We start from the raw sequence: 13,069 nt of genomic DNA on the forward strand, positions 1-13,069 counted from the left end.
CCGAGCGCCGCCCCGATGCGCCGCGCGGGCGGCGCTCGGTCCCACATCCAGCACAAACCTCAAGCCAAACATCTCTCATTACAGACCAAGGGGTAAAAACCTCCCCCCCGGATGCAGTACAATCGCCCCCTTTTTCTTGGCAACGAGTCGAAGCCAATGATCGAACCCAAGCGCGTCCTGCGCGCCCTAGCCGAACACTGGGCCCTGATCGAGCCGCTGTGCGAGCGTTTCGACCAGGGCACCCTGAGCCTGGTCGAGCTGCGCCAGCACGTGGCCCGTCAGCAGGTCGAGAGCACCCCGCAGGACATCACCCAGCTGCTCGACGTATGGATCCGCCTGGATATCCTGGTCCCGGTGGCCAAAAGCCCGAACCGTTTCGAGCTCAACGCGCAGATCCACGACTTCCTCGCCTACCTGCGCCGCGAACACCGGCTGGGCCTGTGCCTGGAGATCGAAGCCTACCTGCGCCACCTGGAGCGCCTGGCCGGCCACATCCAGGATGCCTTCGACAACCGCGACAGCGACGACCTGGCGCGCCAGCTGCGCCTGCTCGACATGCGTGTGCGCGATGTACTGAAAAAGCTCGATAACGACGAGCAGGCGCTGGTGGCCGTGGCCGAGCGGGCCAAGACCAGCAACCGCCAGATCCCGCTGCGTCAGCGTTATGCTGAAGTCCTGGCCACCTGGGACGAATACGTCGAGCCGATGATCCAGCTGGTGAACGCCGACGGCGCCTTCGAACAAGGCGTGCGCAAGGTCGAGACCGTGCTGCTGAAGCTGCTGGGCGAACAGGCCCGTCTGGGCCACCTGGTCGACGACGACATGCTGCTGCGTACCCACGCGCGCATTCTGGAAATGCAGACCAGCGCCCAGCTCACCCTGCGCCATGCCCGTGAACTGCTGCTGCCGCTGCGTGAAGAAGCCCGCCGGCACAACGCCGTGACCCGTGGCGCTGCGCTGGCCCTGTCGGTGATCCGGCGCAAGGGCATCGATGCCGTGCCGCAAGCGGCCATGCCGATGTTCACCCGCCCGCAAAGCACCTTCCTGGGCAGCGCGAGCCAGGTCGAGGCCTATGTGTACGCCCTGGCCCGCTTCGAGCCCAAGCCGGCGCGCTTCCCCAAGGCCCACAAGACCCAGTCCGGCGCCCTGCCCCGCGCACCGCGCACGGTCAAAGAGATGGCCGAACGCTGCGAACAGGCCCTGCCGCTGCCCGACCTGATGGTCTGGCTGCTGGAGCAAGAACCCGAAGGCGCCACCGACGAGCTGCTGTACTGGTTCTCGCGCCTGTCGCGGGAAAAGCGCTTCAAGCGCGAACGCCTCGACCGCCGCGAATACACCACCCAGGAACACTTGGTCAGCCTGCGCTCGTTCGCCCTGACCTCCAGCCGCGAAGACGCCACCAGCGCGCCTACCGAACCCAACGCGAGCCCAGCCCATGCATCTTGATCTTTCCGAACTGTCCCAGCTCGCACCGATCTTCCGCGAGCTGTTCAAAGGCTTCCACGTCAGCCGCCGCGACCCGGAGCTGTACGCCCAGCTGTCGAACTTCCAGGACCAGTACCGCACCCTGTTCAAGGCCCTGGGCTTCGAGCTGGTGTGCGACACCCGTGGTTTCTACTACTTCGTGCCGGACATGACCGCCGCACAGGTGAACAAGACCGCACAGCGCCTGTCGCTGTTCACCTTCATTCTGGTCGAGCATCTGGCCGACCAGGGCCGCGACCCGATGGCCGTGCTCGATGGCGGCAGTATTGGCCGTGACGAGCTGCCCTCGCTGCTGGACAAGTACCGCGACCTGTTCCTGCAGGCCGAAGTGCAGACGGTGGACGAGCTGGAAGAAAAAATCCTGCGCCGCATGACCCAGCTTGGCTTTGCCCACGAAGAAGGCGGCATCTACCGCTTCTTGCCGCCGATGCACCGCTTCCTCGATGTGTGCCTGTCGGTGCAGCAGGACCGCGACCTGGCCGCCACCCTGCACAGCGACCTGCCGCTGCCCACCCCGGTGCTGGTCGAGGAAGAAAGCCCCGAAGAACTCAACCGCACCGACGATCCGCTGGACCTCAGCCCGTTCGACGGCGAGGAAAGCGAAGAGCAAGCCCTGGCCCGGGCCATCCGCGAAGAGCAACAGGAGATTGACGCATGAGCCAGGAACGCTACGGCATCCGCCGCTTCGCACTGCTCAACACCGCCGGCTACAGCCTTGGCCTGTTCCCGCTGGAACACCCGCTGTCGGTGTACGGCGCCAACAACCTGGGTAAATCGGCGTCGATCAACGCCCTGCAGTTCCCGATCCTGGCACGCATGTCGGACATGAGCTTCGGCAAGTACAGCCTGGAGCAGTCGCGCCGCTTCTACTTCGCCAGCGACACCTCGTACATTCTCTGCGAACTGAGCCTGCCGCACGGCCCGCACGTGATCGGCGTGGTCGGTCGCGGCCCGGGTGGCGGTTTCGGCCACCAGTTCTTTGCCTACAAGGGCGAACTGGACCTGGCCCACTACCAGAAGAACGACACCTGCCTGCGCCAGAAAGAGCTGTTCACCAACCTTGAACGCTTAGGGATCAAGGCTTACGAGCTGAAGCCGGATGAACTGCGCCGCCTGCTGGTTGGCGGCCACACCTCGGTGCCGCTGGACCTGACCATGATCCCGCTGCGCTCCACCAGCGAGCAAAGCCTGAAAACCTTCCGCGCACTGTTCATCAACCTGCTGCACATGCGCGAAATCACCGCCGCCAAGCTCAAGCAGCTGTTCCTCGATGCGTTCGAGCACAGCCTGCGTTCGGGCAGCGTCGACTACATCGCCGCGTGCGAGGAAGCGTTCCGCGACGTGCGCCGCATGGAGCAGGACTACAACGCCCTGGTCGCCGCCGGCCCGCTGGTCGAGGCCCTGGCCGGTGGTGTGGCCCAGCGCGACATCCTGCGCGGCAAACTGCACCGCATTTCGCCCGTACTCGACACCCTGCTGGGCACCTGGCAGGAATACGCCATGGCGCGCAAGGAAGAGCTGGTCATCCAGTCCGAGCACTACCGTGGCGAGCAGGATCGCCTGCAGAATGACCAGCGCGGCGGCACCCAGGAGCTGATGCGCCTGGAGCGTGAAATCACCGGCATCCAGCGCTGGCTGGGCGAGCTGTCGGTGCTCAAGCACCGCTTTGCCCTGGTCGATGACGTCAAGGTCCTGGAACAGCAACTGTTGGCAGCCAAGGACGCCCACGACGAACTGGCCGGCGCCCTGGCCCAGTCGCGGCAGTTCAGCGCCGAAGACCTCGACGAGCGCGTACGCGACCTGGAAAAACGCCTGAAACAGGTCAAGCAGCAGCTCGACCACGCCGACAACAACAGCTACGCCCGCCTGCGCGAAGAGTTCTCGCAAGCCGACGTCGACCGCCTGATGCGCCTGTTCAACGGCGCGCTGTTCAGCCTGCCGCTGGGCGACCGTGGCATCGAGCTGGACGACAGCGACCTGTGGGTAAAATCGCTGGAAGCGGTGCTCGACGGCTTCAAGGGCGAGCGCTTCGAAGCGCCGGGCCTGGCCATCGACCTGACCAACATCGACCCGCCGGCACTGCAGGCCCTGGCCGACCGTGCCGCCCTGCGCGACCAGAAGGAGCGCCTGGAAAAAGAGCTGAAACAGCTCAAGACCCAGCAAGCCGTAGCCGCCGACCGCTCCGCCTCCAAAGCGCAAACCGAAACCCTGTATCAGGAAGTGCTGGATGCGCAAAAGGCGCTGGAAGACTTCCGCCGCACTGAAACCCTCAGCGCCGAAGAGCCAGAGAAGCTGGAACAACTGTCGCAGCTGGAAGCTGCCCAGGACGAATTGAAGCGCTCCAGCGACGCCTTCACCGAGCGCGTCCAGCAGCTGTCGGCCAAGCTGCAGCTGGTCGGCCGCCAGATCGGCGACCTCGAGTCCAAGCAACGCACCCTGGAAGACGCCCTGCGCCGTCGTCAACTGCTGCCGGCCGACCTGCCCTACGGCACGCCGTTCATGGAAGCCATCGACGACTCGATGGACAACCTGCTGCCGCTGCTCAATGACTACCAGGACAGCTGGCAAGCCCTGCAGCGCGTGGATAACCAGATCGAGGCGCTGTACGCCCAGGTGCGCCTGAAAGGCGTGGCCAAGTTCGACAGCGAAGACGACATGGAACGCCGCCTGCAACTGCTGGTGAACGCCTACGCGCACCGCACCGACGAAGCCCTGACCCTGGCCAAGGCACGCCGCGCTGCAGTCACCGACATTGCCCGTACTCTGCGCAACATCCGCAGCGACTACGACAGCCTCGAGCACCAGCTGGCCCTGTTCAACCGCGAGATCAACAAGCGCCAGGTGTCCAACCTGGAAAGCTTCCGCGTGGTGCTGGCACCGAACAAGGAAGCGCTCAAGCACATCGACCAGATCATCCACAGTGCCGGCCAGTACGAAGAAGGCGAAACCCTGTCGGTGTTCGACCTGACCCAAAGCGCCGAGCAGGACAACAAGAACGAAGAGGCCAAGGAGTACCTGGCACGGCTGGTGGCGGCCAACCACAACCAGCTGGGCCTGAAGGACCTGTTCGAGCTGGCGTTCGAGATCACCAAGGTCAACGGCCAACCGGTCATCCACGCCGACATCGACGGCGCGGCGTCCAACGGCACCACCATGACCATCAAGGCGCTGACCAACATGTACCTGTTGCTGCACTTGATGGACCGTGACCTGGCCGGGCGCATTCGCCTGCCGTACTACCTGGATGAGGCAGCAGACATCGACGAACGCAACCAGGCAGCACTGCTGGAGACCAGCCAGCAGCTGGGCTTCGTGCCGATTCTGGCGAGTGTGAAGCCTCAGGTATCGGCGCGTGTGGCGATCGACCTGGAAGGCGGTAGCGGGCCGAATGGCATCTACATCGACGAGGCGGACTGGAAGTTCATCAGCCGGCTGGATGAGGTTAAGGCGATTGTGCGTGAGGATCAGGCCGAAGAGTTGGCCTGAGGTAACCAGGGCCGCTTTGCGGCCCATCGCGACCTGCGATCGCTTCTACAGGGGTATCGCAATCTCCCGTAGGAGCGACCGCTGGTCGCGATAGGAGGCCGAAGGCCTCCCGGCGATCTGCAAGGTTATCAATGCGCCCAAGGCAAGATCGGTATCGCGGTCACCGCATTCTGCGGGCTGCCTTCGATCATGCGGTCGCTGTACACCAGGTACACCAGCGTATTGCGCTTCTTGTCCAGGAAGCGCACCACCTGCATGGTCTTGAACACCAGCGAGGTGCGCTCCTTGAACACCTCCTCGCCGTCCTTCAACTCACCCTTGAAGTTGATCGGCCCGACCTGACGGCAGGCAATCGATGCCTCCGCCCGGTCCTCGGCCAGCCCCAACCCACCCTTCACACCGCCTGTCTTGGCCCGCGACAGGTAGCAGGTCACGCCCTCGACCTTGGGGTCGTCGAACGCCTCGACCACGATGCGGTCATTCGGCCCGAGGAACTTGAACACGGTGGACACCTGGCCGATTTCCTCGGCCCCGGCCAGCATTGGCAGCACCAGCACTGCCACTCCGATCACCCGCTTGAACAGGCTCATACCAGCACCAGGTTGTCGCGGTGCACCAGCTCCGGCTCGGCGCTGTAGCCCAGCAGGCTTTCGATGGCATCGGACGGTTGGCCAATGATCTTCTGCGCTTCCAGGGCGCTGTAGTTGGCCAACCCGCGCGCCACCTCCAGACCGTCCGGGCCGACGCACACCACCATCTCGCCACGGCGGAAACTGCCCTGCACGGTCTTCACGCCAACCGGCAGCAAGCTCTTGTTGGCCTGGCGCAGCGCCTGCACGGCACCGGCATCCAGCACCAACGTCCCACGGGTTTGCAGGTGACCTGCCAGCCACTGTTTACGCGCAGCGAGCATGCCGCGCTCGGGCGACAGCAAGGTACCCAGGCGCTCACCCGCCTTGAGGCGGTCCAGCACGCGCTCGATGCGGCCACCGATGATGATGGTGTGGGCACCGGAACGGGCAGCCAGGCGCGCAGCGCGCAGCTTGGTCTGCATGCCGCCACGGCCCAGGGCACCACCGGTGCCACCGGCCACGGCGTCCAGCGACGGGTCGTCGGCGCGGGCTTCGTAAATCAGCTGGGCTTCGGGGTTGTTGCGCGGGTCGGCGTCGAACATGCCATCGCGGTCGGTGAGGATCACCAGCAGGTCGGCCTCGACCAGGTTGGCCACCAGCGCCGCCAAGGTGTCGTTGTCGCCGAAACGGATCTCGTCGGTGACCACGGTGTCGTTTTCGTTGATCACCGGCACCACGCCCAGGTCGACCAGTGTGCGCAGGGTGCTGCGGGCGTTCAGGTAACGCTTGCGGTCGGACAGGTCGTCATGGGTCAGCAGGATCTGGGCGGTGTGCTTGCCGTGCTCGCCGAAGCTCGACTCCCACGCCTGCACCAGGCGCATCTGGCCGAGCGAGGCAGCCGCCTGCAACTCGTTCATCGCGCTCGGTCGCGTGGTCCAGCCCAGCTGGCTCATGCCGGCAGCCACGGCCCCGGAGGACACCAGTACCAACTCCACGCCCGCCTCACGCAGCGCGACCATCTGCTCGACCCAAACGGCCATGGCGCCGCGGTCGAGGCCTTTGCCATCGGCGGTCAGCAGAGCACTGCCAATCTTCACGACCCAGCGCTTGGCGCCCGTCACCTTGCTTCGCATCTTCTTCCAACCTATGTCGAATCTGTAGATACCGTGGATACAAAAACGCCGCTCCAGAGAGCGGCGTTTAGTGTACTGCAACCGATCAGTCGCGCACGTAAATGATTTCCGGGCCGTCTTCGTCGTCCTCGAAATCATCGTCCCAACCGTCATCGTCGCCGATGTCGTGCACGCTCTTGACGCCGGTACGGCGCAGGGTACGCGCGTCGTCCAGGGCCTGCAGCTGGGCACGGGCTTCGTCTTCGATACGCTGGTCGAGGTCGGCCAGTTCTTCGGCGTAGGCCGGGTCGTTGGCCAGGCGGTCGGCGCGGTCTTCGAGGTAGCGCATCAGGTCGTGGCTGAGCTTTTCGGTGCCCTGCTTGGAGATGGCCGAAATCACGTAGACCGGGCCTTCCCATTGCAGGCGCTCGACCACTTCCTGAACGCGCGCATCGCGCTCGTCTTCCATGACCATGTCGGCCTTGTTCAGCACCAGCCAGCGCTCACGCTCGGCCAGCGACGGGCTGAAGCGGGTCAGCTCGTTGACGATCACTTCGGCGGCATCGGCCGGGCTGCTTTCGTCCAGCGGCGCCATGTCGACCAGGTGCAGCAACACGCGGGTACGCGCCAGGTGCTTGAGGAAGCGGATACCCAGGCCGGCCCCCTCGGAGGCGCCTTCGATCAGGCCGGGGATGTCGGCGATGACGAAGCTCTTCCAACGGTCGACGCTGACCACACCCAGGTTCGGTACCAGGGTGGTGAACGGGTAGTCAGCCACTTTCGGCTTGGCTGCGGAAACCGAGCGAATGAAGGTGCTCTTGCCGGCGTTCGGCAGGCCCAGCAGGCCAACGTCGGCCAGCACTTTCATTTCCATCTTCAGGTCGCGCTGGTCACCTGGTTTGCCCGGGGTGGTCTGGCGCGGTGCACGGTTGGTGCTGGACTTGAAACGGGTGTTGCCCAAGCCGTGCCAGCCGCCTTGGGCGACCATCAGCTTCTGGCCCGGGGTCACCAGGTCACCGATCACTTCCTGGGTGGAAGCGTCGATCACGGTGGTGCCGACCGGCACACGCAGGAACAGGTCCTCGCCTTTCTTGCCGGTGCAGTCGGTGCTACCGCCGTTGGCGCCGCGCTGGGCCTCGTGGTGACGGGTGTAGCGATAGTCGACCAGGGTGTTGAGGTTTTCGTCGGCGACCATGTACACCGAGCCGCCGTCGCCACCGTCACCGCCGTTGGGGCCACCGTTCTCGATGAATTTTTCGCGACGGAAGCTCATGCAACCGTTGCCGCCGTCACCGGCCTTGACCCGAATGGATACTTCGTCAACAAACTTCATTAAAACCGCCTCTCGTCGGCAGACGAGCTGAATGACTCAAAAACATGAGGCTCTTGCAAAAATGAGCGCGGCGGCCCCGTACGACCGTAGAAACCAACGCCGGCAACCCAGACAAACAGCTTTGCAAGAGGCTCACCACAAACGAAAAAGCCCCGTCGCATGACGGGGCTTCTGGAGCGACGTCGCGATTAAGCGGCGACGATGCTCACGTAACGGCGCATGAACTCGCCTTTTTTCTCGAACTTGATCACGCCTTCGATCTTGGCGAACAAGGTGTGGTCCTTGCCCATGCCAACGCCGTAGCCAGCGTGGAATTCAGTGCCGCGCTGACGGACGATGATGTTGCCTGGCTTGATAACCTGGCCGCCATACATCTTCACGCCAAGGCGTTTAGATTCTGAGTCGCGACCGTTACGAGTACTACCACCAGCCTTCTTGTGAGCCATGGTTCAATTCTCCAAATAAATTCAGGGGATCTAGGGGATTAAGCCTGGATGCCGGTGATTTTGATCTCGGTGAACCACTGGCGGTGGCCCATACGCTTCATGTGGTGCTTACGACGACGGAACTTGATGATGCGAACCTTGTCGTGGCGGCCTTGCGAAACGACTTCGGCCACTACTTTAGCGCCAGCAACAACTGGAGCACCGATGGTGACTTCTTCACCGTTGGCGACCAGCAGAACGCGATCGAAGGTCACGGATTCGCCAGTGGCGACTTCCAGTTTTTCGATCTTGAGGAATTCACCTTCAGCGACTTTGTACTGCTTGCCGCCGGTAACGATTACTGCGTAAGACATGGTATTTCTCCGATAATCCTGCTCACCCAGCGCTTTATATGATGAGTATTGGCTGGCATGGCTGCATGGGGCTGGAACGGCCCGGTGCAATTGCGTAAGGCAGGTGCTGCCCAGGAAGTTAGGGTGCGCGATTGTACGCAACCCAGGTTTTGCTTGCAAGTGCCGCCCCCGGCCAGCTGGCACCGCGCCTTGACACACCGGGACCTGCGACCTAGCATGCCGCGCAACCTCACTGGAGCAGCCGATGCAACCCCAAACCTTCTACCGTGCGGTGGCTGATGATTTCAGCGCCGTCGACGAGATCATCAAGAAGCAGCTGACCTCGCGCGTGCCGCTGGTATCGAAGATCGGCGACTATATCACGTCCGCCGGTGGCAAGCGCCTGCGCCCCCTGCTGGTGCTGCTGTGCGGCAAAGCCCTGGGCCGCGAAGGCGACGACCTGCGCCTGCTGGCCGCCACCATCGAGTTCCTGCACACCGCCACCTTGCTGCACGACGACGTGGTCGACATGTCCGGCATGCGCCGCGGCCGCTCCACCGCCAATGCCCTGTGGGGTAACGCGCCAAGCGTGCTGGTGGGCGACTTCCTTTATTCGCGCTCGTTCGAAATGATGGTCGAGCTTGGCTCGATGCCGGTCATGCAGATCCTGTCCAAGGCCACCCGCGTGATTGCCGAGGGTGAGGTGCTGCAGCTGTCGCGAGTACGCGATGCCAGCACCACCGAAGAAGTCTACATGGAAGTCATCCGCGGCAAGACCGCGATGCTCTTCGAAGCCTCGACCCACAGCGCTGCCGCGCTGGCCGAAGCGACAGACGAACAACGCGAAGCCCTGCGCACCTTCGGTGACCACCTGGGTGTGGCCTTCCAGCTGGTCGACGACCTGCTGGACTATAAAGGCGACTCGCAAACCCTGGGCAAGAACGTGGGTGACGACCTGGCTGAAGGCAAGCCTACCCTGCCGCTGATCTACACCATGCGCGAAGGCACTGCCGAACAGGCTGCACTGGTGCGCCAGGCGATCCAGAAAGGTGGCCTGGAGGACCTTGAGCAGATTCGCGTGGCCGTGGAGGAATCGGGGGCGCTTAAGTACACCGCAGAGCTGGCCCGTGATTACGTGAAGCGTGCCATCGAGTGCCTCGAAGTGCTGCCGGCCAGCGAGTATCGGGATGCGCTTGTTGAATTGAGCGAGTTTGCGGTCGCGCGTACTCACTGATAGACCGAGCCGTCTTCATTCGCGGGCAAACCCGCTTCTACAGGATTTGCGACTGTAGGAGCGTGTTTGCCCGCGGTGCTTTTGTCCGGACATAATCCCTTCTGGAAAAATACCTTTTACAATGCAGGCCTTTAACCGCCCGTCTGTTTGTTTGAGGAACCGAAGTGAGCACTCTGCCACCCTGCCCTAAATGCAACTCCGAATACACCTATGAGGATGGCACTCAGCTGATCTGCCCTGAATGCGCCCACGAATGGTCGGCCAGCGGCGATACCGAGGCGGCCAGCGACGAGGTGGTGAAAAAGGATTCGGTCGGCAACATCCTGCAGGACGGCGACACCGTCACCGTGATCAAGGACCTCAAGGTCAAGGGCTCGTCCCTGGTGGTCAAGGTCGGCTCCAAGGTCAAGAACATCCGCCTGTGCGACGGCGACCACGACATCGACTGCAAAATCGACGGCATCGGCGCCATGAAGCTGAAGTCCGAGTTCGTGCGCAAAGTCTGATTACACAAAAACTGCCAATTGGCGCTTGCTATTTAGATAATAAGAATTATTCTCATTGGGACTGCTATCCAAGGAGAATAGCCATGACTTATCTGATCGACGCCTGGCTGGACCGCCCTCACCCCTACCTGCGCATTCTTCATCGGGAAACCGGCGAAGTGTGCGCGGTGCTTGAAGAGGAAGCACTCGACGAGCTGCGTGACCAGGGAGACCTGGACATGAGCGGGCTGAATTCGAGTGAACCGGGGGTGCTCAAGGAGCTGGTGCGGAATCTGTTTCTGTTCTGCTATGCGCGGGCGTTGCGCCCGGCGGGAACGGATTGGAACTGACAGGTCTGGCGAGGGCTTCGCCCTCGTTCGCGGCGCAAGGCCGCTCCTACAGGGGTACGCATATTCATGGGAAAATGCATACCCCTGTAGGAGCGGCCTTGTGCCGCGAATGGGCCGCAAAGCGGCCCCGAGGCATTACAGAACGTCGAGCAGCTCGACGTCGAACACCAGCACGCTGTGCGGCGGGATGCTGCCAACGCCTTGGGCGCCGTAAGCCAGCTCGCTCGGCACGTACAGGCGCCATTTGCTGCCTGCGTTCATCAGCTGCAGGGCTTCGGTCCAGCCCGCGATCACGCCGCCTACCGGGAATTCAGCCGGCTGACCACGGTCGTAGGAGCTGTCGAACACAGTGCCGTCGATCAGGGTGCCGTGGTAGTGCGTGCGCACGTTGTCTTCGCGGGTCGGCTTGGCGCCTTCACCGGCGGTCAGCACTTCGAACTGCAGGCCCGACGCCAGGGTGGTGATGCCTTCACGCTTGGCGTTCTCGACCAGGAATTCTTTGCCAGCAGCAGCAGCGGCTTCGGCCTTGGCTGCGGCTTCGGCTTGCATCACGTCACGGATGACCTTGAAGCTGGCCGACAGGTCGGCTTCGCTGACGCGGCTGTCGGCGCCATTGAAGGCATCGGTCAGGCCGGCCAGGATGGCCTCCAGGCTGACACCTGGTGGCGGGTTGTCGCGCAGCTGGCCGCCCAGCTGACGGCCGATGCCGTAGCTGACGCGGGTTTCGTCGGTGGACAGGTTGAGTTCGGACATTGTCGTGCTCCACTGCAGGGCGCAGTGCAGCCGCGCCCTTGATGAAAAGGGCGAGCAGCCTAGCACACTGGGGCGCTGCGAGCAGCTACCAGGCCGAACGCTGGGAAATCGGCACCTTCAGGTCTTCTTCCGGGTGCGTGCCCATGCCGCACATTTCATCTTGCACCGACCAGTGCACCAGGTTCATCGAAACCATGGGGATGGTTTGCAGCAACTTGCGCGCATCCTCCACCGAGTGCACACGCAAGCGCTCACCACGGGTGTCGGACAAGGGGTGGGCACGGCCTTTGACCCGGGCCTCGAGCAGGTAGTCACCGCCTTCGATGGCGATCAGGTTCAGTTCATCGACATGGCCAGCCCTGGCCTCGGTATTGAGCTGATGCAGGTTCATGAGAGCACCTCGCGACGGGAACCACGCATGAGAGCTCATTTTTTGTACAGGTCGGCTGAAAGCACAAGCCAGAAACAACACCGCCCGTCCGTTTTGCAACGGACGGGCGGCGCCAACAGCTATCTGGCTCAGTGCTTGGTCAGCTTGTCCAGGTAGCCCATGCAGAACGCCGACACCACGAAGGTCATGTGGATAATCACGTACCACATCAGGTAATCGGTGGAGATGTTCTGCGCATCCATGAACACCCGCAGCAGGTGAATGGATGAAATCGCCACGATCGAAGCAGCAACCTTCATCTTCAGCGACGAAGAGTCCATCTTGCCCAGCCAGTTGAGCTTCTCTTTGCTCTCGTCGATATCCAGTTGCGAAACGAAGTTCTCGTAGCCGGAAATCATCACCATCACCAGCAGGCCGCCCACCAGCGACATGTCGATCAGCGACAGGATCACCAGGATCAGGTCGGCTTCGCTCAGGGCGAAAACGTTGGGCAGGACGTGGACCACTTCCTGGAAGAATTTCAGCGCCAGGGCCAGCAGGCCGAGGGACAGGCCGAAGTAGATGGGTGCGAGCAGCCAGCGCGAGGCATACATCGCATTTTCGAGGATACGTTCCATGAAGTTCAGGACTCATCAGGTGACTAAAAAACGACGGCGAGTATAGCCAGCCACCTGTAACAGCAAAAGCCTGGGGCCGCAAAGCGGCCCCAGGCTCAATCAAGTCTCAGGATGAAACTGGTAATCCCCCAGGTTCCGGCACCGCTCGCCATTGATCTTGCGCAACTGCGCCTGCAGGTGCAGGCACCAGATCTGCGGGTCCTCGGCCACCTGGTACCCGTGCAAGGTCAGGCTGTCGACAATGGCATTGAGCACCGATTCGGCCACAAGCGGCCCATGGAAAGGCCCTTGAGCCTTGATCGCAGAGGGTTGTTCACCGGCCATGCCGGCGGCAAACAGCAGCGTCCACATGCCGTTGTCCCCAGCCAGTGGGCGGATACTGCATTCGATGCGGGTCACCAGGCCCAGGCACTGGCGTGTGAGGCTGAGGTTGCGCATGGCCGCGTCCCCTCCAAAGAGCCTTGTTCAGCCTG

The 13,069-nt window shown here is 62.8% G+C and carries 15 protein-coding genes; 6 read left to right on the forward strand and 9 right to left on the reverse strand.

From position 1 onward, the window contains the following. Positions 1–156: 156 nt before the first annotated feature. Genes mksB through mksF form a run of 3 tightly spaced genes read left to right on the forward strand, consistent with a single transcriptional unit; the run spans position 157 to position 4,971 of the window. Positions 157–1,446, forward strand: coding sequence for an Mks condensin complex protein MksB (gene mksB / locus B9A31_RS23310; RefSeq protein WP_016713342.1), 1,290 nt, complete (start codon positions 157–159; stop codon positions 1,444–1,446). Next, positions 1,436–2,143 (forward strand): Mks condensin complex protein MksE, encoded by a 708-nt coding sequence (gene mksE, locus B9A31_RS23315; RefSeq protein ID WP_016713343.1) that lies wholly within the window; start codon positions 1,436–1,438, stop codon positions 2,141–2,143. The genes mksB and mksE overlap by 11 nt, the downstream gene beginning before the upstream one ends. Beyond that, complete coding sequence (gene mksF, locus B9A31_RS23320) at positions 2,140–4,971, forward strand: Mks condensin complex protein MksF (protein WP_084297415.1); 2,832 nt, start codon at positions 2,140–2,142, stop codon at positions 4,969–4,971. The genes mksE and mksF overlap by 4 nt, the downstream gene beginning before the upstream one ends. A gap of 128 nt (positions 4,972–5,099) precedes the next feature. On the opposite strand, the gene B9A31_RS23325 is transcribed toward mksF, so the two are convergent. From B9A31_RS23325 to rplU, 5 genes are all read right to left on the reverse strand, one after another. Next, positions 5,100–5,561 (reverse strand): CreA family protein, encoded by a 462-nt coding sequence (locus B9A31_RS23325; RefSeq protein WP_084297416.1) that lies wholly within the window; start codon positions 5,559–5,561, stop codon positions 5,100–5,102. Beyond that, the gene (proB, locus tag B9A31_RS23330) at positions 5,558–6,676 is read right to left on the reverse strand and encodes a glutamate 5-kinase (RefSeq protein WP_025754691.1); all 1,119 of its coding nucleotides are present in this window, start codon (positions 6,674–6,676) and stop codon (positions 5,558–5,560) included. The genes B9A31_RS23325 and proB overlap by 4 nt, the downstream gene beginning before the upstream one ends. Before the next feature lie 85 nt (positions 6,677–6,761). Next, entirely contained in the window at positions 6,762–7,988 is a 1,227-nt protein-coding gene (gene cgtA / locus B9A31_RS23335; RefSeq protein ID WP_016713347.1) for an Obg family GTPase CgtA, read from the reverse strand. A gap of 188 nt (positions 7,989–8,176) precedes the next feature. After that, positions 8,177–8,434: a 50S ribosomal protein L27 gene (rpmA, locus tag B9A31_RS23340; RefSeq protein ID WP_003247464.1), complete on the reverse strand. Its 258-nt coding sequence runs from the start codon at positions 8,432–8,434 to the stop codon at positions 8,177–8,179. A gap of 38 nt (positions 8,435–8,472) precedes the next feature. Next, the gene (gene rplU / locus B9A31_RS23345; protein WP_003247466.1) at positions 8,473–8,787 is read right to left on the reverse strand and encodes a 50S ribosomal protein L21; all 315 of its coding nucleotides are present in this window, start codon (positions 8,785–8,787) and stop codon (positions 8,473–8,475) included. Between the two features lie 244 nt (positions 8,788–9,031). Here rplU and B9A31_RS23350 point away from each other — a divergent pair, with 244 nt between their 5' ends. The 3 genes from B9A31_RS23350 to B9A31_RS23360 all read left to right on the forward strand — a co-directional run bounded on the left by B9A31_RS23350 (position 9,032) and on the right by B9A31_RS23360 (position 10,835). Continuing rightward, positions 9,032–10,000, forward strand: coding sequence for a polyprenyl synthetase family protein (locus tag B9A31_RS23350; protein ID WP_016713348.1), 969 nt, complete (start codon positions 9,032–9,034; stop codon positions 9,998–10,000). Positions 10,001–10,164: 164 nt separating this feature from the next. Then, complete coding sequence (locus B9A31_RS23355; protein ID WP_084297417.1) at positions 10,165–10,506, forward strand: zinc ribbon domain-containing protein YjdM; 342 nt, start codon at positions 10,165–10,167, stop codon at positions 10,504–10,506. Between the two features lie 83 nt (positions 10,507–10,589). Beyond that, a complete protein-coding gene (locus B9A31_RS23360) occupies positions 10,590–10,835 on the forward strand; it encodes a PA4570 family protein (RefSeq protein ID WP_016713350.1) in 246 nt (81 codons plus the stop codon). A gap of 135 nt (positions 10,836–10,970) precedes the next feature. On the opposite strand, the gene B9A31_RS23365 is transcribed toward B9A31_RS23360, so the two are convergent. From B9A31_RS23365 to B9A31_RS23380, 4 genes are all read right to left on the reverse strand, one after another. Further along, positions 10,971–11,588: an FKBP-type peptidyl-prolyl cis-trans isomerase gene (locus B9A31_RS23365; protein WP_016713351.1), complete on the reverse strand. Its 618-nt coding sequence runs from the start codon at positions 11,586–11,588 to the stop codon at positions 10,971–10,973. An 85-nt stretch (positions 11,589–11,673) separates the two neighbouring features. Beyond that, on the reverse strand, positions 11,674–11,979 hold the full coding sequence (locus B9A31_RS23370; protein WP_016713352.1) for a DUF6482 family protein: 306 nt from the start codon (positions 11,977–11,979) through the stop codon (positions 11,674–11,676). A 128-nt stretch (positions 11,980–12,107) separates the two neighbouring features. Continuing rightward, positions 12,108–12,596, reverse strand: a complete 489-nt coding sequence (locus tag B9A31_RS23375; protein ID WP_003247486.1) for a TIGR00645 family protein — start codon at positions 12,594–12,596, stop codon at positions 12,108–12,110. 99 nt (positions 12,597–12,695) lie between these two features. Beyond that, positions 12,696–13,034: a PA4575 family protein gene (locus tag B9A31_RS23380; RefSeq protein WP_084297418.1), complete on the reverse strand. Its 339-nt coding sequence runs from the start codon at positions 13,032–13,034 to the stop codon at positions 12,696–12,698. Between the last annotated feature and the right edge of the window lie 35 nt (positions 13,035–13,069).

Source organism: Pseudomonas sp. URIL14HWK12:I5, from assembly GCF_900176445.1.
Lineage (GTDB): Bacteria > Pseudomonadota > Gammaproteobacteria > Pseudomonadales > Pseudomonadaceae > Aquipseudomonas > Aquipseudomonas monteilii.